Annotated in this window: 16 protein-coding genes, 1 tRNA gene and 1 pseudogene; 11 read left to right on the top strand and 7 right to left on the bottom strand. The window is 64.5% G+C overall.

Annotation, left to right across the window (positions count from 1 at the left end):
• The first annotated feature begins 98 nt into the window (after positions 1–98).
• The 4 genes from BUA41_RS13620 to BUA41_RS13605 are packed head-to-tail and all read left to right on the top strand — an operon-like array spanning position 99 to position 6548.
• Positions 99–3764 carry an ATP-binding protein gene (locus BUA41_RS13620; protein ID WP_072823779.1) on the top strand — a complete coding sequence of 1222 codons (3666 nt, stop codon included), beginning with the start codon at positions 99–101 and terminating at the stop codon, positions 3762–3764.
• 11 nt (positions 3765–3775) lie between these two features.
• Positions 3776–4402, top strand: coding sequence for a condensin complex protein MksE (locus BUA41_RS13615; RefSeq protein WP_072823871.1), 627 nt, complete (start codon positions 3776–3778; stop codon positions 4400–4402).
• Positions 4399–5646, top strand: a complete 1248-nt coding sequence (locus BUA41_RS13610; protein ID WP_072823777.1) for a hypothetical protein — start codon at positions 4399–4401, stop codon at positions 5644–5646. The genes BUA41_RS13615 and BUA41_RS13610 overlap by 4 nt, the downstream gene beginning before the upstream one ends.
• Positions 5643–6548 (top strand): DUF7281 domain-containing protein, encoded by a 906-nt coding sequence (locus BUA41_RS13605; RefSeq protein ID WP_072823775.1) that lies wholly within the window; start codon positions 5643–5645, stop codon positions 6546–6548. The genes BUA41_RS13610 and BUA41_RS13605 overlap by 4 nt, the downstream gene beginning before the upstream one ends.
• A gap of 88 nt (positions 6549–6636) precedes the next feature.
• Here BUA41_RS13605 and cfa read toward each other — a convergent pair whose 3' ends face one another.
• Both cfa and BUA41_RS13595 read right to left on the bottom strand, forming a co-directional pair.
• Positions 6637–7788, bottom strand: a complete 1152-nt coding sequence (cfa, locus tag BUA41_RS13600) for a cyclopropane fatty acyl phospholipid synthase (RefSeq protein WP_072823773.1) — start codon at positions 7786–7788, stop codon at positions 6637–6639.
• A gap of 177 nt (positions 7789–7965) precedes the next feature.
• Complete coding sequence (locus tag BUA41_RS13595; RefSeq protein WP_072823771.1) at positions 7966–8904, bottom strand: LysR family transcriptional regulator ArgP; 939 nt, start codon at positions 8902–8904, stop codon at positions 7966–7968.
• A 103-nt stretch (positions 8905–9007) separates the two neighbouring features.
• Between BUA41_RS13595 and BUA41_RS13590 the strand changes: the two genes are divergently transcribed.
• Positions 9008–9607 carry a LysE/ArgO family amino acid transporter gene (locus BUA41_RS13590; RefSeq protein ID WP_072823770.1) on the top strand — a complete coding sequence of 200 codons (600 nt, stop codon included), beginning with the start codon at positions 9008–9010 and terminating at the stop codon, positions 9605–9607.
• Here BUA41_RS13590 and BUA41_RS13585 read toward each other — a convergent pair.
• On the bottom strand, positions 9604–10968 hold the full coding sequence (locus BUA41_RS13585) for a potassium transporter TrkG (protein WP_072823768.1): 1365 nt from the start codon (positions 10966–10968) through the stop codon (positions 9604–9606). The genes BUA41_RS13590 and BUA41_RS13585 overlap by 4 nt on opposite strands.
• Positions 10969–10999: 31 nt before the next feature.
• Positions 11000–11656: a potassium channel family protein gene (locus BUA41_RS13580; protein WP_072823767.1), complete on the bottom strand. Its 657-nt coding sequence runs from the start codon at positions 11654–11656 to the stop codon at positions 11000–11002.
• 241 nt (positions 11657–11897) lie between these two features.
• Between BUA41_RS13580 and BUA41_RS13575 the strand changes: the two genes are divergently transcribed.
• Positions 11898–13358: a sodium-dependent transporter gene (locus BUA41_RS13575; protein WP_072823766.1), complete on the top strand. Its 1461-nt coding sequence runs from the start codon at positions 11898–11900 to the stop codon at positions 13356–13358.
• A 41-nt stretch (positions 13359–13399) separates the two neighbouring features.
• On the opposite strand, the gene BUA41_RS13570 is transcribed toward BUA41_RS13575, so the two are convergent.
• Positions 13400–14215, bottom strand: a complete 816-nt coding sequence (locus BUA41_RS13570; RefSeq protein WP_072823764.1) for a DUF1206 domain-containing protein — start codon at positions 14213–14215, stop codon at positions 13400–13402.
• Between the two features lie 912 nt (positions 14216–15127).
• Positions 15128–15212 (bottom strand) — tRNA-Leu (locus BUA41_RS13560).
• An 89-nt stretch (positions 15213–15301) separates the two neighbouring features.
• Here BUA41_RS13560 and BUA41_RS19795 point away from each other — a divergent pair.
• From BUA41_RS19795 to BUA41_RS13550, 3 genes and pseudogenes are all read left to right on the top strand, one after another.
• Positions 15302–15532, top strand: a pseudogene (locus BUA41_RS19795) (double zinc ribbon domain-containing protein); the annotation flags it as partial.
• 78 nt (positions 15533–15610) lie between these two features.
• Positions 15611–16057: a ComF family protein gene (locus BUA41_RS13555; protein WP_245791923.1), complete on the top strand. Its 447-nt coding sequence runs from the start codon at positions 15611–15613 to the stop codon at positions 16055–16057.
• Positions 16058–16094: 37 nt separating this feature from the next.
• A complete protein-coding gene (locus BUA41_RS13550) occupies positions 16095–17081 on the top strand; it encodes a serine/threonine protein kinase (RefSeq protein ID WP_072823761.1) in 987 nt (328 codons plus the stop codon).
• Between the two features lie 48 nt (positions 17082–17129).
• Here BUA41_RS13550 and BUA41_RS13545 read toward each other — a convergent pair whose 3' ends face one another.
• Positions 17130–17708 carry a hypothetical protein gene (locus BUA41_RS13545; protein ID WP_084671585.1) on the bottom strand — a complete coding sequence of 193 codons (579 nt, stop codon included), beginning with the start codon at positions 17706–17708 and terminating at the stop codon, positions 17130–17132.
• Between the two features lie 250 nt (positions 17709–17958).
• Here BUA41_RS13545 and folE point away from each other — a divergent pair, with 250 nt between their 5' ends.
• Entirely contained in the window at positions 17959–18516 is a 558-nt protein-coding gene (gene folE, locus BUA41_RS13540; RefSeq protein ID WP_072823760.1) for a GTP cyclohydrolase I FolE, read from the top strand.
• A 274-nt stretch (positions 18517–18790) separates the two neighbouring features.
• Positions 18791–20248, top strand: a complete 1458-nt coding sequence (locus BUA41_RS13535; protein WP_072823759.1) for an NAD-dependent succinate-semialdehyde dehydrogenase — start codon at positions 18791–18793, stop codon at positions 20246–20248.
• Positions 20249–20473 lie beyond the last annotated feature (225 nt).

The following is a 20473-nucleotide window of genomic DNA, read 5'->3' as shown; positions in this document are numbered from 1 at the left end:
CAGAGTAGGACGAAAAGATGCCACCGTTCATGACCCGGCGGCTGCCTCTTGGCATAATGGCGCAGTTGCACAAGGCGTTAACTAATCAAGGATGCAGCATGGCTCACCTGCGACGCATAGTGATGATTCACGGCCACCTCGAGGGCGTGGTAGAACTCAGTGTGGAAGGCCACACCAACATCTGTGGCACCAATGCGTCGGGCAAGACCACCCTGCAGCGTCTGGTGCCGGTGTTCTATGGCGAGCAGCCCAACAAGGTGGTGCCGAAGACCCGGCTCAAGTTCGACGCCTTCTATCTACCGCACCGCAACAGCTATCTCGTCTACGAGTACCGCCGCGAAGGAGACGACATCTGCCAGGCGGTGCTGACACGCAAGAGCGATGGTGGCGTCGAGTATCGCTTCGTCGGGGCCCCCTACCGTCCCGAGGACTACCTCGTGGAGAGCGAGGTCGGCGTCACCGCCCTGGACTACGCCCAGTGGGCCAACGGCCTGCGCCGTCAGGGCATCTCGATCTCCAACAAGCTGGGCGCCACCTCGGAATACCGCGCGGTGATCCAGAATGATTTCTCTCAAAATCAAGGCAATCGACGCGAGGCGTTGCAACTGCGTCAGTATGCCGCCCGCTATAGCCTGGTGCGCCCCGGGCAGCGCATCCGCCATATGGAGAAGCTGGTCTCGGCGGTGCACGCCAAGGAGGGCAAGATGGACACCCTCAAGACCATGCTGGCGGCGATCTTCGAGGACGACGGCGTCGAGCTGCCGGTGACCCGTATCCGCAACACCAAGGCGCGGGAGTGGATCGACCGCATGCGTCAGTCGATGCGCCTGGAGCCCCTGCAGCGCTCGCTTTCTGCCCTGAAGAGCCTCGATCGCGAGATCGCTGACATCGAGACCGCACTATGGCAGCTGCGTCCCCAGCTCGAGGCCGACCGCCACCGCGCCGATCGCGAGAGCGCAGACCTCGAGGCGCAGATCCAGAACCGGCAGCGTGCCTTCCAGGCACGGGAGGAGGCCTATCACGAACATGGTCAGGTGCTCAACGAGAGGCTCAGCGAGCTCGACAGCGAGCTGAGCAAGGCGCGAGCCGACCTCGACGACCTGCAGCGCCGGTTCGAGGCCTTCGAAGAGGCCGATATGCCGGGCCTCGAACAGGATCTCGAGGCGCTGCCCCAATGGCGCGACCAGCAGCAACAACTGCGCGACCACCTGGAACTGATGCAGCAGGCGGTGAAGGAGAGCAGGGCCAAGTTGGAGGCGCGTCTGGTGGAGCTGGGCGATCTTCTCGAGCAGCGTCGTGATGAGCTCCAGGCGCTGATCGATGCGCTGGGCGAGGAAAAGGAAGCCTGTCGCGACCAGCAGAACGAGGCCGAGAGTCGCCTGGACGCGGACTACCAGGCTCGCCGCCAGGCCCTGGAGGACGACTTTCGCACCCGCCTGGATCAGATCACCGCTCGGCTATCCGAGCTCAGGGCGCAGCTTTCCCATGGTGCCCAGACCCCGGAGGAGACCCGCGAGGCGGAGCAGGCCCAGGCCCGGGTCGACCAGGCCCAGAGCGAACAGGGTGCTGCTTCCGCCGCGATGGAGAGCGTGCGAGCCGAACTCGATGAGCGCAGGCAGGAACGCGAGGCCGCCGAGCGCGAGCTGGAAAGAGCCCGAGCGCAGCGTTCCCGGGCCGAGGCGCATCGCGACGCCCTGCTGATCCAGCGCGATCCCGCCCAGGGCAGCCTGCGCCACTTCCTGCGCCACCATCGGCCGGGGTGGGAGCAGGGCTTGGGCAAGGTGATCGCTCCCGAACTCCTCGAGCGTCGCGACCTGGCGCCCCAGCTCAACGAGGACGCCAGCGATGACCTCTATGGGCTGGCGTTGGACCTGGCCGCCATCGCGCTGCCCGACCATGCCCAGGATGAGGCCAGCCTGCTGGCCGAGATCGAGGCCGCCGACGAGGCACTGGGCGAGGCCCAGGAGGCAGAGAAGGGCGCCGAGAAGAGACTCCGCGCCTGCCACCACGGGGTACAGGAGAGCGATGCACGTCTCGACCGCGCCAGGGGCATTCGTCGTCGCGCCGCCGAGGAGGTCGATTATGCCCTGCAGGCGCGCAGCCAGTGCCAGCAGCGCCACGCCGCCGCGCAGAAGGCGCGTCAGGCCGCCTGCCGCGAGGCGCTCGAAGAGCAGGAGGCCGCGCAGCAGGCGCTGCGCGACGAACGGCGCCAGGCCCTGGAGTCCCTGGCCGACGGCCACCGTGCCCAGCGCCTGGAACTGTCCGCCGACTTCCAGGGACGGCTGGCCGGCGTCGACCAGCAGATCGCCCAGCACCGCCGCCAGCTGGACGACCACAAGGCGGAGAACCGCCGCCAGCGCGACGAGCTGCAGGCCGCCTTCGACCGCGAGCTGGCCGAGCAGGGCGTCGACCCGGTCACCGTCCGCGAGACCCGCTCACGCCTGGAGGCACTGGCCAGACGCATTCGCCAGACTACCGAGCGCGAGGATGAACTGAGGGAATACCGTCACTTCATGCGGGTGGAGTGGGGGGAGCGCAAGCCGCGCCTGGTGGAGAGGGAAGCCGAGCTCTCCCGCGAGCATCAGGCCGCCGAACGCGAGCGCGAACAGCACAAGGCCGACTTCCGGACGGCCAGCCAGGAACACCAGGCCACGATCCGTGACCTCAAGGCCAGGCGCGACGCCGAGCAGGCGCTGGTCGAGACGCTCGCCCCGCTGCTCTCAAAGCTCGAGGCCCTGAGCCTCGAGCCCGCCCCGGGGCCCCGTGGCGAGGCCCCAGGGGACGCCAGCGAGCGCATCGAACGTACCCGCCAGGGGCTGGCCGACCACGCCCGGCGCCTGGACGAGCTGCGCCGCGGCTGCGAGAAGATCGAGTCCGAGTTGATCAAGGGGGCCAGCGCCGATTTCCGCGACATGCTCGAGGCCGAGCGCGCCAAGCTCGAGGGCGAGAGCCCACGCCGGCTGCTGCCGGTGATCGCCGACATGCTCCAGCTGCTCGAGGGGCAACAGCAGCAGCTGCTGCAGGAGGGGCGCAACCTGAGCGACGACCTCGACAAGTTCTTCACCGTGTTCCGCGACCTCAACCGGCGCATCAACGCCCAGAGCCGACGGCTCTCCGACGAGGTGGCCGACGACCTGCGCCTGGAGGGCATCGGCCGCGCCGAGGTCAAGATCCAGTCGACCATCGACGAGCTCGGCTTCTGGGAGCCGCTCAAGCGCTTCGCCCAGCGTTACCGCGAATGGCGCGACTCCGGCCAGCCGCTGCCCGGCGACGACTACCTCGATGCCCTGGCCGATGTAGTGGAGCTGTTGCGCAGTGATCAGCAGTACAGCTTCGAGAGCCTCCTGCGCCTGGAGCTGCATCTCAACGAGGGCGGCACGGATCTGATCATCAGGAACGACCGCCAGCTGCTGGAGTCCTCCAGCCACGGCATGGCCTACCTGATCCTGTGCAAGTTTTTGCTCGCCTTCACCCGACTGCTGCGTGGCCAGGCCGAGGTGGCCATCCACTGGCCCATCGACGAGATCGGCACCCTGGCCTATCACAACGTCGAGAAGCTGTTCGACGCCTGCGACAACAACCGCATCCATATCGTCGGCGCCTTTCCCAACCCGGAGTCGGATGTGCTGCTGCTGTTCCACAACCGCTACCTGATCGACCGCGACGAGGCGGCGCCCGGCACGCGACGCCTCAAGCGCATCGAACCGCGCCTGAGCCGCCTGGCCCAGCGCCTGCAGGCCCGCGCCGAGGAGGTCGCCTCATGAGCGAGCGCTCGATGACCGAACATGGCCCCCTGCTCGAACGCCTGCTGGCCGGCGAGTTCATCTGCGCAGTGAGCGACGAGAGTGCCTTCCGCCGCCTCCAGGACGACGAGGTTCGCGAGCAGCTCGATACCTACCTGCGCCCGCTCAACCGTCGCCTGGCCTCCAACGACGAGAACAGCGTCTATTTCCTGGCCTGGCGTCATCTCGACGAGGGGGCTCGCGAGCAGCTCTCGCGGCAGCTGGCGGACACCGTCAACAGCCTGCTGCCGATGCTGGAGTGGCTGCAGCTGGTGCAGGAGACGCTGGGCCGCGACGGCCTGGCCGCCCCCGGTGACGTGCTCAAGCCCGCCGACTTCAGCTCGCGCTGCGAGGACAACCAGGGCCTGCGCGAGCGGCTCGAACGCCTGGCCACCGACCCCTTCTTCGGCTCCCAGAGCGACCAGCTCGACGCCCAGCTCAAGCAGGTCTTCAAGCGTCTGAAGGAGCACGGCTACCTGCTCCAGCCCCACGCCGACCGCCAGTACTTCGTGGTCACCGCCAAGATCGACTACCTGGTCGACCTGGCGCGTTTCATCCGCGACGAGGAGAACCTGCCCGTGGATGAGCAGGCCCCGGCCAGCCAGGAGAGCCTGCTGTGAGCGCAAGCGATCCCCACGCGCTGGAGAGTCGCCTGATCGGCACCGGCGTCGAGCGCCTGGCGCTGCTTGGCAAGCACGCCGAGGCGTTGATGGCCGGCTACGCCAGGGACGAGGTGCCCTTGGAGGGGCTCAGCACCACCGCACTCAATCGCCTGCTGGCGGCGCGCATTCTGTGGCGGCCGGACGAGCAGGGCGGGGTCAAGCTCGCTCCCAAGGTGCGCGAGCTGATCGCCGAGATGCTCGCCGACGAGACCCGGCGCCACGTCAACGCCGACGTGGCCGAGACCCTGGAGCTTGCACGCACCCTGGTGCAGAGCTACCGCGAGGCCCGCGACGCCGGCGAGTACTGGCGCCAGGAACAGCTGCTGCTGCGCCTGCGCCAGGAGGTGGATGATCTCAACGGCCGCTTCGCCGACGCCATCGACAGCCTGTGGCGGCGCCTCAACAGCGACTTCGGTTTCGTCAGCCGCCTGGGCGACAAGATTCGCGAGAACGAGCGCGCCCAGAAGCAGATCGTGCGCCTGCTCGACGGCCTGGAACTGATCGATTTCCATGAGCTGATCGAGCTGGTGGGCAGCGATGGTGCCCTGCGCAAGCTGCTGGTCAGTGGCCTGCAGCACCAGCTCACCCAGCATTACACCAGCCTGCGCGAGGTGCAGCGGCGCATGGTCGAGCTGATGGCGCGATTCCGTCAGCAGCAGTCGCGAAGCCGGCTGGTGGCCGGCATGGTCGGCTTCCTTCGTGAACATCCGAACTTCGTGCCCGGCAATTACGCCCGGCGCAGCGAGGTGCCGGCGCTGGTCAACCGCGCCGCCCCGCTGATTGCCGCTGGCGCCGCGGCCCTGGATCACCACCCCGATACGCGTGTGCTCACCGAGCTGCTGCACCAGCTGCCGCGGCCTGTCCATCGACCGGAACCGGTGACCGCTGCCGGCGCCGCCGCTCCCCAGGAAGACACGCTCGTCGCCGCGCGCCATCAGGCGCTCAAGGAGGACGTGGAGCGCTTCTATCTCTCGGTGGTCGATCGCGGCGGTGAGAGGCTCAGTGCCCTGGAGTACCTTCAGGAGGGCGAACTGGCCTGGGGCGAGGAAATCTGGCTCTTCCAAGTGATTGCCGAATTCCAGGGACTGCCCAGAGGCGAGCAGCGCGCCTTTCGCCTGAGCCAGCAGGAGAGCCAGGCCAGCCCCTTCAATCACCTGCGGTTGATCCATGATGTCAGCCTGGAGCTGAGGGCGGGGGCGTGAACCTTTCGTTGCGTGCTCGCCACCTGCTCCGCGACGCTGGCCAGGCGCTGCGTGGCGCTCCCTGCCTGGAGAAGCGCCGCGGCAAGGTGGTGAACGAGGTCGTGGCCTGGTGCCAGGCGCACGACATCGAGCTTGGCCCACGCCTCTCCCACGCTCGCCTGCAGCTTGACCGTGATCTGCTCACCCGGATCGACGAGACCCTGGCCGCGCTGGGCGAACCCGCCGTCGCGACGGAGCTCAGCGGCCTGACCACCGCCGAGCAGGCTCGCCTGGGTAACCGGGAGGTCAAGAGCGTCCGCGAGAAGCCTCGCGATCAACGCGTGCTTGCCAGCTTTCCTGCTGCCGAGCCGCGGCCGGGCCTGGCCAGCCGCCGCCGCGACTTCTTCGACCTCGACTGGCGCGACCTCGACCTCGATGCCTTCGACGTGCTGGTCCAGGTCGAGAATCTCGACGGCTTCTACGCCTTCGAGCCGACCACTCTGGCGCCGGCCAGCCGGCGCCGCCCGCTGGTGCTCTACCGCGGCGACCGCCACTATGGCGGCGCCTTCGCCAGGGTGGCCGAGGCCTGGGCAGAGAGTGCCAGGCCCCACCTCTATCTCGGTGACTTCGACGCCAAGGGAGTGAGCATCGCGCTCGCCGGCCGTGCCACCCATCTGCTGCTACCACCCCTCGAGGAACTTGCGGAGCGCGCCAACGCTATGCACCTGCCGCCTGAGCAACAAAGCTACCAGCCGGCTCTGCGGGACTACGCTGCCCGCCTGCCCGTTGGTCACGCGCTGGCCGACTACCTCGTCGTCCTGCTTGGCGAGCAGCGCGGCCTGCGTCAGCAGTGGTTTGGTGATCCACTGCAAGCACTGCCTCTGGGCGAATCCGGCAAGGCCTGTTCGTGGCACCAGCGGTAAGGCCGTTCTTGATCGGCAGCTTGATCGGCGATCAGCGGGGCCAGGACGGCTGAGGTAGCGGCCGAGCTGGGACGGTTCCAGCGAGAATCTAGCGCGGCGCGTCGTATCGTCCGGAACGCTTCCTCGAATAGACGATCTGCCAGAGCTGAAGATCCCGGGCCCGGAAAGAGCCGGCGCACATGCTCAGATAGTAGCGGAACATGCGTCGGGTCTTCTCGTTGTAGTTGGCGGCGATTTCGTGCCAGTGCGCATCGAAGTTGGCGAGCCAGGCCATCAGGGTGCGATCGTAGTCGGCACCGAAGTTCTGCCAGTCCTCCATCAGCAGGTGGCCCTCGCTGGCCCGGGCGATGTGTACCGCCGAGGGCAGTATCCCGTTGGGAAAGATGTACTTGTTGATCCAGGGGTCGGCACTGATGTCCGAGGTGTTGGAGCCGATGGTATGCAGCACGAAATAGCCATGCTCGTCGAGCAGGTTGGCCACGGTATCGAAATAGGTGCGGTAGTTGCGGTGCCCGACGTGCTCGAACATGCCGATCGAGACCACGCGGTCGAAGTGGCCGCTCAGTTCACGGTAGTCCTCGAGCAGAATCTCCACCGGCAGCCCTGCGCAACGCTCCCGGGCGAAGGCGGCCTGTTCCCGGGAGATGGTGATGCCGGTGACTTGCGCGCCGTAGTGGCGGGCGGCGTGCTCGGCAAAGCTGCCCCAGCCGCAACCGATGTCCAGCACCTTCATGCCGGGTTCGATCTTCAACTTGCGGGCGGCCAGGTCGAGCTTGGCGACCTGGGCCGCGTGCAGCGTTTCGGCCTCCTTCCAGTAGCCGCAGGAGTAGCACATGGTGGGGTCGAGCATGCGCTGGAAGAGATCGTTGCCGAGATCGTAGTGCGCCTCGCCGACGATGTAGGCGCGGGCGCGGCTCTGCAGGTTGAAGAAGCCCGCCTGGAGCCGATACATCAAACGATGAGAGGCCGTCCGGGAGCGGGCGCCCAGGCCATGGCGCAGCAGGCGATAGGCAAGCTCGTCGATGCGCTCGCACTCCCACCAGCCTTCCATGTAGGACTCGCCCAGGCCTAGGGTGCCCTGATGCAGTACCCGGGAGAAGAAGTCGGGATGCAATACCCGAATGTCCCAGGGGTTGTCGCCGTTGATCGAGACGGTGGAGCCCTCCAGCAGTTGTTCGACGATGCGCCGGGCGCGGGTGTCGGGGAGGGCCACGGGGGCGATTCGAGTATCACTGGTCATGACGAACTCCGGATCAAATACAGATGGGTAAGATACGGGTTTCGCGCAAGGCATCCTTGCCGCTTTGCAACAACCTCTCGAGGTGGCTATTAGCCCATCGGTTCAATGGCTTGAAGCATATTTAGGATAGCGTAGCCCAGAAAGACGCGGTATGCCCCTCCCCGGGACAACGTACCATCACGCCCGAGGTTCGTCCGTCTCGGCCGGGCGAGAGGCAGAGTGTGCCGGGTCGGCAAGCGGTGTCAGCCATTGCGGGCAGCTTGCCAGCAGGTGGTCGGTCAGCGCCTCCAGCGTTTTTCCTCCCTGACGCCAATAGTGCCAATGGAGGGGTACGTCGATGAAGCACTCGGCGTCGAGATCGACCAGGGTGCCTTCCCGTAGTTCGCGCGTGACCTGCCTCTCGGGAATCAACCCGTAGCCCATGCCGGCCAGGGCGAGATGAATGAAGCCCTCGGAGGAGGGGCAGAGGTGATGGGGAAAGGGTGCCAGGTAGTCGCGCATCTCGAGATAACGATGCTGCAAGCGGTCGTCCGGGCCATAGACGATGGCCGGTGCCCGTCTCAGGGCCTCGACGGTCAACCCTTGGGGAAAGTGACGCTCGACATAGCCGGGGCTGGCCAGCGCCCGGTAGCGCATGCTGCCCAGTGGCTGGGCGCGTGCGCCCTGTACCGGCCGCGGCGTGGCACAGATGCAGCCGGCGACTTCGCCATCGCGCATGCGCCGGAGCGCCACGTCCTGATCCTCGACGACCAGGTCCAGCAGTACGTCCCGGCGGCGACAGAAGTCGCCGGTGACCGGTGCCCACCAGGTCGCCAGGCTATCGGCATTGATCGCCAGGCGCAGACGCTGTTCGCGTTCACCCAGGGCAGGGATCTGCTCGAGCAGATCGTGTTCCAGCAGATGCACCTGCTGCACATGATTGAGTAGACGCTGGCCGAGCGGGGTCGGCGACAACTTGGGCGTGCGTATCAGGACCGGCTGGCCGAGGCGTGCCTCCAGCAGCTTGATGCGCTGGGACACGGCCGATTGGGTCAGGCCCAGATGGCGAGCGCCACGCTCGAACCCCGAGTGATCGACCACGGCCGCCAGGGCTTGAAGAAGTTTGTAATCGAGCATCAGTAAGTCTAATCAGCTATTGCTTGAATTAATTTAATTTATCTCAGTTTTGCCCCTACTCTGCCACCTCATTGGTGTTCTTGTACTGCCTGGAGGAGCTAGCATGCTGATTTCCGCGTTCCATGGACTGGCGACCGGTGCCGGGTTGATCATCGCGATCGGCGCCCAGAACGCCTTCGTGCTGGGCCAGGGGCTGCGCCGGGAACACCCGTGGGTCGTGGCGGCGATCTGCGCACTCTGCGACTGGCTGCTGATCGGACTCGGCGTGCTGGGGCTGGGTCGCCTTATCGCCAGTCAGGAGGGGTTGATGCTGGCGGCGCGCCTCGGGGGTGCCGCTTTCCTGTTCTGGCAGGCGTGGCTGGCGCTGCGCCGCCTGTTGAAGGGTGACGCCCTGGCAGCGGGAACGGGCCTGAAGGGCTCGCTACGCGGTGTCGTGCTGGCGACCCTGGCCGTGACACTGCTCAATCCCCAGGTCTATCTGGACACCCTGATCATGCTCGGGGCGATCGGTGCGGTCCAGACCAGCCCCCTGGGGTTCTATCTGGGGGCGGCCGTCGCCTCCTTTGGCTGGTTCTTCGGCCTGGTGGCGGCCGCGGGCTGGCTCGCGCCGCGACTTGCCAGCCCGCTGGTATGGCGGGTCGTCGACGGGCTCATCGCCACCCTGTTGACCGCCGTCGCCCTGGGGTTGCTGGCGGGTATCTAGCCGATATGCACCTGGCCTTCGGCATACTTCACCCCATGCGGCTGACGGGTGGCGAGGAAGTAGCCCAGCGAGATCGGACCTGCCCGGCCGAGCAGCATGGCGACGATCAACGTGAACTGCCCGGGAAGCGAGAGCTCGTCGGTGATGCCCCGGGACAGGCCCACCGCCCCCGAGGCGGAGACCGCCTCGAAGGCCAGGTCGAGGAATTGCTTGCCCGGTTCGCTGATGGTCAGGACGAACAGGCAGGTAAAGGCCAGCAGCAGCACTGCCAGGGCCACGGCGACCGCCTTGAAGACGGTGCTGTCCGGGATCGCGCGGCCGAAGGCCGAGGGCTGAACGCTGCCTCGTATGAACGAACGCGCCACCAGCAGCAGGACCACGAGGGTGGTGACCTTGATGCCGCTGGCGGCGGAGCCTGGGCCCGCACCGATGAGCATCAGCAGCATGGTCAGCAGCGTGGTGGGCTCGCGAAGGGCCGCCGTGTCCAGCGTGTTGAGCCCGGCGGAACGTGGCGTGACGGCTTGGAAGAGGGCGGCCTGCAGGCGCACGCCGAGCCCTTCCAGGCCTCCCAGGGTCGTCGGGTTGTGCCATTCGAGCAGCAGGATGGCGAGGGTGCTCGCCAGGATCAGCCAGAAGGTGGCATGCAGCATGATGCGCGAGTGCAGCGACAGGCGGTGGCCCTTGAGCATGGCGCGCAGTTCGGCCACCACCACGAAACCCAGGCCGCCGGCGATGATCAGGGTGATGACGACAGCGTTGACCAGCGGGTCGGCGACCTGGGTGGTCAGGCTGTCGGTCCATAGGGTGAAGCCGGCGCCATTGAACCCCGAGATGGCGTGGAAGAGACTCAACCACAGCCCCCACCACACTCCATGCTCGGGTACCCAGGCGACGGCCAGCAGCATCATGCCCAGACTCTCTATCAGCAAGGTGAAGAGAATGACGGTGCGCACCAGGTGGCTCAGGTCGCGAAAGGAGGTGTGATTGAAGTTTTCGCGAATCAGGTTCTGATGCTGGAGCGGCACGCGCATGCCCATCAGCATCAGGGTCAGGGCGGTGAAGGTCATGAATCCCAGCCCGCCGAGCTGGAAAAGGCACAGCAATATGATCTGCCCGACCAGCGTCAGCTCCGAGGTGTCGATGACGGTCAGGCCGGTGACCGTGACGGCGGACGTGGCGGTGAACAGGGCCTCGTGCCAGCTCAGGGGCTCATAGGCCGAGATCGGCAGCAGAAGCAGCAGGGTGCCCAGGGCGCTGAGCAGGCCGAACCCGAGCAGCAGCAGTTCCGGGGGCGAGAGCCGGATGACCCGCCCATGGGGCATGGAGCGCATGGGCCTGGAGAGGCGTCGCCGCAACCCCATCGTCACCGGTATCCTTGCGGGTCAGAGTGTATCAAAGCTTCTTGCCCAGCTTGCGCAGGTCGTCGAGTTCGCCCATGAGTATCAGGTTGTCCTTTTCCTCCAGGCGCGTGTCGGCGGAAGGGGACCGGATGATTTCGCGGCGACGCTTGATGGCAATGAGCGACAGGCTGCCCTCGTCGAGGTCCAGATCCGCGACCGTGGCACAGTTCTCGCACATGCGTTCGGTGGTCTGCAGTTCCACGACGAACTGGTGATCGCCCAGGTCGATGAAGTCGACCATGGCATGATAGTGCAGGCTTTCCGCCACTCGTATGCCGGTATCGTATTCCGGGTAGACGACGTGTCGGGCACCGAGATGCCGAAGTAGCCGATAATGGGTATCCGAGTGGGCCTTGACCCATATCTCGCGGATGCCCAGCTCCCGAAGTAGCAGCGTGCAGGTCATGCTGGCTTCGATATTGTCATCGACGTCGATGATGACAGCATCGTATTCGTCCAGTGACAGTTCCGCGAGGGTCTGCTCGTCGGTAATGTCGGCGACCAGCGCATGGGTCAGAAGGTCCGAGAGCGCGTTGACCCGGGCTTCGTCATGATCGATTCCCAGCACGTCGTCATTCTGGCGACGCAGCTCCTGAGCGACGGTGACGCCGAAGTAGCCCAAGCCTAGAATGGCGAACTGCCGTGACATAGAACCACTCCCTGTCGATGCGAACGGCCGGTTGCCTGCGGAACGCTGGGCATCCTGAACAACACGGTATCATAGGCCGCTGACACAAGAATGACGTTTTCGAAGGTTGATGTCGCGTCGATGGCACCAGGGTCGATCCATTCGCGACGAATGGCGGAATGACGCTACAATCCCCGGGCCAAATGGCCGGTCGAGCCTCGTCGTCCGGCAGGGCTCAACGATCCTTCCACCAAGGTGCTTCATGACAGCAAGAGAAAAGCCCAAGACACTGTGGGTTGGCCGCTGGGGTTTCATTCTGGCGGCGACGGGTTCCGCCGTCGGGCTGGGCAACATCTGGAAATTCCCCTACATGACCGGCGAGTATGGCGGGGGTGCCTTCGTGCTGGTCTACCTGGCCTGTATCCTGGCCATCGGCATTCCCATCATGATGGCCGAGATCAGCTTCGGGCGTCGCGGTCGCGGCAGCCCCATCGATGCCATCCGGCGTCTGGCCCAGGAGTCGGGGCGGAGTGCGCTCTGGTCGCTGTTCGGGTGGATGGCGATGCTCTGCGGCTTCATGATCCTGTCGTTCTACGTGGTCGTCGCCGGCTGGTCGGTGGCCTATCTATGGAAAGCCGTGAGCGGCGGTCTCTCGGGCTCCAGTGTCGAGGAGATGGCGGCGATCTTCGGCGCCAACAACGCCAACCCCTGGAGCCTCGGTTTCTGGAGCACCCTGGTGACCCTGGCCACCATGCTCATCGTCGGCAAGGGCGTGCAGGAAGGCATCGAGAAGAGCGTGCGCTGGATGATGCCCGGCATGGTCCTCATTCTTGGCATCATGATCGTCTATGGCGTGTTTTCCGGGGGTTTCGGCGAGGCCATGAGCTTCCTGTTCGCCTTCGAACTCGGCAACCTTTCCAGCGAAGGCCTGCTGGCGGCCATGGGTCAGGCCTTCTTCACCCTGTCTCTGGCATCCGGGGCGATCCTTACCTACGGTTCCTACCTGCCCGATGACAAGTCCATCGCGCGCACCACCTTCAGTGTCGCGCTCTTCGACACCCTGGTGGCCCTGATGGCCGGTCTGGCGATCTTCCCGGTCATTTTCGCCAGTGGCATGGATCCGGACAGCGGCCCGGGCCTGATCTTCATGAGCCTGCCCCTGGCCTTCCAGCAGATGCCGCTGGGCACGCTGCTCGAGATCGCCTTCTTCTTCATGCTGACCCTGGCTGCCCTGACCTCGGCGATCTCGATGATCGAGGCGACGGTGGCCTGGTTGAATCAGAGCAGGGGCGTTTCCCGGGCCAAGGCGTCCTGGGGGACGGGTATCCTGCTGTGGATCGTCAGCACCCTGGCCATGCTCTCGTTCAATGTTGGTGCCGACTGGACCCTGGCAGGAAAGCACTTCTTCGACTGGCTGGACTACCTGACCTCACGCTGGATGATGCCTCTGGGCGGGCTGGGCATGGCCCTGATGGCCGGTTTCGTGCTGCGCAACGAGATCTTCCGCTCCGAACTCGGCCTGTCTCGTACCCAGCATGCCCTCTGGCTGTTCATGGTCCGCTACGTCAGTCCGCTGGGCATCCTGCTGATCTTCATCGATGCTCTAGGGGTGATGGCGCTCGATCTGGGCAGTCAATGGCCCTGGCTGTTGGCTGTGCTGGTCGCTATCACTGTGATGGGTGAGCTGATCAGTCCACGCCTCAGGCGGCAACTGGCATCCTGAGACTTCGTCGTCGTTGAGCCCCGCCGGCATCGGCGGGGCTCTCAGTCGGTGCTCACGTCGCGAAAGCGTGCATTGACGAAGCAGTAGATGCCGTAGCCGACCAGCCCTAGCGCGACGATGCCCAGCAACCAGGGGCCGAAGGGTTGGCGGGCCAGGGTATTGAGCGCGCCTCCCAGCCCCTGGGCCTCGCTGGGATCGGTCTGCCAGGCGGCGATGCACAGGAAGCCGCCGATGATCATGAAGACCACGCCCCGGGCCGATAGCCCCCAGCGCGTGGCACCCTCGGCCAGCTTGCGCTGGGTCTGGTTCATGTCGATCATGTGCCAGTTCTTGAGATAGGAGCGTTTCACGGCCCGCACGATCTGACGGATGCCCACGCCGATGAATATCACGCCCACGGCGAATACCAGGTAGATGCCGCCGGGGTTGCTCATCAGCCTGGCGGTACGATCCTGGGTCGACTCGCCGTCTCCCGAGGATGCTCCCACATTGAGCAGCAGATCGATGCAGTAGACGCCAAGGCCGGCGTAGATCACGCCGCTGATGACGAAGCCCAGCCGCGTTGCAATACCCTTGAAGCCACTGCCGGCATCCTCGGTATCGAAAAAGGCCTGAATGACCCTCCAGAGGGTGTAGGCGAACAGGCCGAAAGCCATCAGGCCCAGCATGGTGCTTCCGAAAGGTTGGCCGGCAATCTGGGTGATTGCCTCCTTGGTGCCGATGTTCTTGCCACCGAGCCCGAAGGCAGCCATCGAGGCTAGCACCCCGATGATCAGGTAGACGATTCCCTTGGCCGCGTAACCGCAGCGGGCAATGACCGCGACGGCATGTTCGATGGTGGCATTGGCGTGTTTCACGTGTGCTCCAGCGTGACGGGGTTCCCTTACGGCCATGGCCGTGGCATGACCGGTGTCGGCAAGACGGCGCGTGCGATCCCTGCTCGTTTTCCAGCATGCCATTGAAGAATAGACAATGGCTACCTTGGCGCCAGCCTCGCAATGGAGGGAGCGATCGTCTTGCCATCCTGCGACTGTGGTGCGTCAGCAGCGAAAACGGGCAAGCAGAGGCGTTGTCTTGCTGGATCGAGTGAGGATGTGGAGTCAAGTATAGGGTCGTCCCATCGGACCGGTCTTGGCGACGCAATGCTTGATCTGGATCATTCTGAACGAGGCTGAATCGGGGTGAAAAACGAGAGAGATTGTTGAGCTATTTATGTGTTTATTTTTTTCATTAATTTGCAATTAAGCGCCTTTGTGCATGAAAACGATGCCGAAGAAGTGATATTGCGAGGGACGGGGTAGAGAAGAATTTGTCAAGGTGAATCAGGACCAATCGGTTAAAGCGACAGCATTATATTTTTGGTTAATACGTGTAACCGCCGCATGAATTGCATCGTTACCCGGTTTTTCTATACCGCTGGCTTGGATACCCTGATGGCCAATAAGCGGGCGCAAGATCTCGCATAATCAGGGGTTCGAGTCACAGGGTCACAACGATGAAGCTTGTATTGTTTATGGGGGTGATAGTGGCCGCACTCGGTGCTGTCGTGATCATCTTGGATCCTACTGCAGAAGCCACCATACCGTTGACTCCGCAGCAGGAAAGATATTGCAAGGCGGTGGAGGAGTGGCGCATGCAGGAGCTTTTCGATGCACCCGAGTTCTCGAGAACAGGGCATCCGGATCATAGAAACGTGTATGATGAGTGGTGTCGCTGAGAGAAGGGTGTCTTTCGGATAGCCAACGGACCACCGTGAAGGGGAAACAAGCTGGTGCGGATGGGGAGACTCGAACTCCCACGCCTTGCGGCACCAGGACCTAAACCTGGCGTGTCTACCAATTCCACCACATCCGCTTCGGGCAGGAACCGGAAGTATTGTACGGACGCCATTGGCCAAGTCAATTGCCAAGGGTGTCTGACGCAAAGAGGTGCCATCTCCCACCATGACAACTCTGGCATCGTGTCTTGGCAAGGCTCGTTCTCTCGCTGAAAAGGGTGGCCGCCGTGCGGATGGCGTGTTGCAGCGTGCCTTGCCAGGACCTTGCATCTTCTGTCTCGCCCCCGCCCTGCGTCACAAACCGTGGTGTGCCAGCTGCTTCCTGTCGCTGCCCTGGAACCATGAGCCGTGTCGGCACTGTGCGGCACCCCTGCCGGAAGGTGCCTACCCGCTATGCGGTCCATGCCTGAAAGCACCTCCAGCCTTCGATCGCGCACGGGTCGGATTGCGCTACGAGGGAGAAATCGCGCAGCTGATGCAGCGCTTCAAGTTCGCGGGGGAGCCGCGGGCCGGGAAGGTGTTGGTCGCATTGCTGGGCGAGTCGCTGGATCTTCAGCGCGGTGCACCGCTTCCAGGGGCGTTGCTTGCGCTGCCGCGACATCCGGAACGCGCCCGGGAACAGGGTTTCGATCCAGCGGCCTGGCTGACGCGCCAATTGGCGCGACGACTCGAGATACCCTGCATCAACGCTCGGCGCATCCGCCCCACCCAGACGCAACGCGGGCTCGATCGTCGGGCGCGTCGGGGCAACGTGCGAGATGCTTTCCGGGTCGATGCTCTGCTGCCACCGCAGGTGGCCGTGGTGGACGATATCATGACCACCGGCGCTTCGCTGGAGGCGCTGGCCAAATCCTGCCGCGACGCCGGTGCCAGGCAGGTGGAGGCCTGGGCGGTGGCGCGAACGCCACTCTGGCACTCCTGATCTGGTAGCATGGGCCCTTTTCGATGAAGGACCCTTCATGGCTGATACTCTCCATCCCTTCGAAAGCCTGACCCCCGGGCGTATCGTCGACGCGGTCGAGAGCCTCGGCTTCCGGCTTTCCGGTGAACCCTTTGCCTTGAACAGCTACGAGAACCGGGTTTTCCTGATCAGTGACGAGGATCGCCGGCGCTGGGTGGCGAAGTTCTACCGGCCCGAACGCTGGAGCGAGGCACAACTGCGCGAGGAGCATGCTTTTCTTGCCGAACTGGCGGCGGGAGGCGTACGTGTCTGCGCCCCCTGGCGGGATAGCCAGGGCGAGAGCTTGCACGTGGCGCATGGTTTTCGCTACGCCCTGTTTCCTCACGTGCCCGGGCAGGCGCCGGAGTTGGAGGACCCCAGCCATCTGTTCGCTCTCGGCGCGCTGATCGGCCGCCTGCATGCGCTATCGAGTCAGCGCGCGTTCGCTTCGCGACCCAGTCTGGAGCCGGTCCAGATGGCCGCGGCCAGTCGGGAGCGCGTGCTTGCCGGCACCTGGCTCAATCGCCGTCAGCGCCACGCCTATGAACGGGTAAGCGAATCGCTTCAGGGCTTGCTGGCAAGACAGGCCTGGCCCGCTCAGGCATCCATTCGCGTGCATGGGGATTGCCACCTGGGCAATATCCTGGGGCGGGGCGACGATTTCACCCTGGTGGACTTCGACGATTGCCTCATGGCGCCGGCCGTTCAGGACCTGTGGATGATGCTCACGGCGCAGAATGAGCAGGAGCTGAACATGCAGCTCAGCGAGCTGCTCGAGGGTTACGAGGAGGCGATGCCCTTCGACCGCCGCCAGCTCGACTGGATCGAGCCGTTGCGCACCTTGCGTTTGATGCGTTATAGCGCCTGGCTGGTGGCACGCTGGCAGGACCCGGCCTTCCCGCGGGCCTTCCCCTGGGTCGCCGGCGAGGATTACTGGGACCAGCATATCCGCATACTGGAACAGCAGCGGCTGATACTGGACAAGGGGCAGCGCTGGCTGGCCTGATGCCCGGGAGGGAGGGCAGCGTTGCCAGGCCACCCTCCGGCTGGGGTGTTACCGGGTATCGCCGCCCGGTTCGGAGCCTTCGGCGGGGGCCGCATTGGCGTTGCCGTCGTCGTCGGCCTGGCGGCGCTGCCGGTTGAGTTCTTCCGAGGGGTTCGCCTGGGCGGTAAGCCGGGTAGTCTCGCCGATGCTCAACTGGAAATGATGGGCAGGTTCGATCACTGCCTTGACGCATTGACCGTTCTGCTTGTTCGTGCAGACGTCCAGGCCGAAGCCGCCGTCGCGTTCGAAGGCAGCGGCCGACAGCTCGCCACTGTAGATTTCGGGAGAATCGTCCTCGGCTTCGATGCAGGTGACCGACTGCGTGGTCAGGCGCACCCGCTGGTCATCGAGTTGCGCGTTGGCGGTGATCAGGCAGTAGTCGGGAAGAAGCCGGGCGCCATCGGCCTGGTCGTGGGTCACCGGACGCAGTAGGACGTCCGTGCGATCCGTGGCACCACCGTCGAGGGTGACGGTGTCGATGACCTGTACGTCGATGCGCGCATCGACCGGCAGTTCGAGCGTTGCTTCTGCGGCCCAGGCCGGCAAGGCCAGGCCGGTCAGCAGGATGCAAACGAGTTTCTTCATCATGTCAACGATTCTCGACAAGGTGCTGTACCCGCCAGAGACGGAAAAGTGAATGCGCTGCACTTTATCACAGGCACTCCGCCGGGGGCATCCGCCCCGTGCGGCAGGTTGTCGCTAATCGAGCCATCCCCGGGGCGGCTCGGCGCTGCGTCGGGGGTCCGACTGCGCTAGAATTTGCGGTTCGATCGATCGACATGCAAGCGTCACCTCCTTTTCAGGAAGCCTTCGGGCTCAAGAGCAATAGGCTGAACCGATGACTGAAGAACTCGCCAACCATTTCCGTGAGATCATCGCCGGCCTGGGTGAAGACCCGGATCGCGAGGGGCTGCGCGACACGCCGATGCGTGCCGCGAAGGCGATGCAATTTCTCACGAACGGTTATGGCCAAACTCTCGACGAACTGGTCAATGGTGCGGTCTTCGCCTCCGACACCGACGAGATGGTGCTGATCAAGGACATCGAACTCTATTCGTTGTGCGAACATCACCTGCTGCCCTTCATCGGCAAGTGCCATATTGCCTACATGCCCGGTGGCAAGGTGCTGGGTCTGTCGAAATTCGCGCGCATCGTCGACATGTACGCCCGACGCCTGCAGATCCAGGAAGATCTCACCCGGCAGATCGCCGATGCGGTGCAGCTGGTGACCGAGGCACGCGGGGTCGCGGTGGTCATCGAGGCTCGCCACATGTGCATGATGATGCGTGGTGTCGAAAAGCAGAATTCGAGCATGACCAGTTCGGTGATGCTGGGAAGCTTTCGCGGCAACCAGACCACGCGCCAGGAGTTTTTGATGCTGGTCAATAGCCGCTGAGGCATCGACGCTGCTGCTTTCCCGATTTTCACCTTGGGGGCAAACCCCGTAGCATGGGGGAAACATCAGGCGCCATGGCGATACGAAGGCAAGGGTTTCTGCGGAGCGTCAATCGGTCCGATAGCGAGCGTGACTGCGCTATCCTTGCTGGTAGAACCCGCGTCCGAGTCCCGCCGGGTTCAGTGCACGATGTCATCGCGCCGGGAAGCGGCCATGCCGAGTCACACTCTTGAACGGCAGTCCTTGCTGCCGTGATCACGGATAGGAGAAAGCCATGGAATCCTTGCAGAACAGCCAGCTGTTTCGCCCCTTTGCCTACATCGATGGCAACTGGGTCGCGGCCGACAGCGGCGAGCAGATAGAGGTCGACAACCCGGCAACCGGCGAGACCATCGGCACTATCCCGCGTCTTGGACGAGCCGAGACCGAACGCGCCATCGAAGCCGCGGAAGCCGCCTTTCCCGAATGGCGTGCGCTGACGGCTCAGGAGCGTGCCGACATCCTGATGAAGTGGTACGACCTGATGCTCGAGCACCAGGACGAGCTGGCCCTGATCATGACCCTGGAGCAGGGCAAGCCGCTCAAGGAGGCTGCGGGTGAAATCGTCTACGCGGCAAGCTTCCTGCGCTGGTTCGCCGAGGAGGCGCGGCGCATCTATGGCGAGACGGTACCGGCGGCGAAGGGTAATCAGCGCATCCTGGTGACCAAGCAGCCGGTCGGCGTGGTCGGCGCCATCACACCCTGGAACTTCCCCGCGGCGATGATCACGCGCAAGGTGGGAGCGGCGCTCGCCGCGGGCTGCCCGATCGTCGTCAAGCCGGCAAGCCAGACGCCCTTTACCGCCACCGCCATGGCGTTGCTGGCGGAGCGAGCCGGCGTGCCGCGTGGCGTGTTCAACGTGGTACCGGGTCAGGCCAGCGAGATTGCCGCCGCCCTGACCGAATCGCCGTTGGTGCGCAAGATCACCTTCACCGGCTCTACCGAGGTGGGGCGTTCACTGATGTCCCAGGCCTCGCAACACGTCCAGAAGATCTCCCTGGAGTTGGGAGGCAACGCGCCCTTCATCGTCTTCGAGGACGCGGATCTGGATGCCGCCGTCGACGGCGCGATGGCCTCGAAGTTTCGCAACGGCGGCCAGACCTGCGTGTGCGTCAACCGCTTCCTGGTCCAGTCGAGCGTCGTCAATGCCTTCTGCGAGAAGCTGGCGGCAGCCATGAACAGCGAGCTGCGGGTCGGCGATGGCACTCAGGAAGGTGTCAACATCGGTCCGTTGATCGACAGCGACGGTGTCGAGAAGGTCAGCCGACACATCGACGACGCCGTGGAAAAAGGGGCCGAACTGCTGCTGGGCGGGCATCGGCATCCGCTGGGTGGCAATTTCTTCACGCCGACCCTGGTGAGCAATGCCAACCAGGACATGCTGGTCGCCCAAGAGGAAACCTTCGGCCCGCTCTCGGCGGTATTTTCCTTCGACGACGAGGAGGACGCCGTTGCCATGGCCAACGACACCCCCTTCGGGCTGGCCGCGTATTTCTACTCGAAGGACCTGAGCCGTGTCTGGCACGTCTCGGAGGCGCTGGAATACGGCATCATCGGCATCAACACCGGGCTGATCTCCAACGCCGCGGCGCCATTCGGCGGGGTCAAGGAGTCCGGCCTGGGCCGCGAGGGCGGCCACCAGGGTCTGGAGGAGTTCCTGGAAACCAAGTATCTGTGCATCGATCTGGGGTGAGGCGGAACAAGCAAACAGGGCGGCCAAGGCTGCCCTGTTTGTTTTTATAAAAAGGCTCTTCGCCGTTGGGTGTGGAATTTGTCCGCTGAGCCGGAGGCAGGGCATGGACGGTACTCAGGCTCTGATGCACGGCCGGGCTCGAAGCGCCTGTCGCTCGCTGAAGCGAGCTCCTACGGGTGATTGATATCACGGAGTTTTGTAGGAGCCCGATTTATCGGGCGATGG

This window comes from Modicisalibacter ilicicola DSM 19980 (genome assembly GCF_900128925.1).
In the GTDB taxonomy this organism is placed as follows: domain Bacteria; phylum Pseudomonadota; class Gammaproteobacteria; order Pseudomonadales; family Halomonadaceae; genus Modicisalibacter; species Modicisalibacter ilicicola.
Note: the sequence above shows the minus strand (reverse complement) of the source record. Positions and strands in the feature narration are given on the sequence as shown.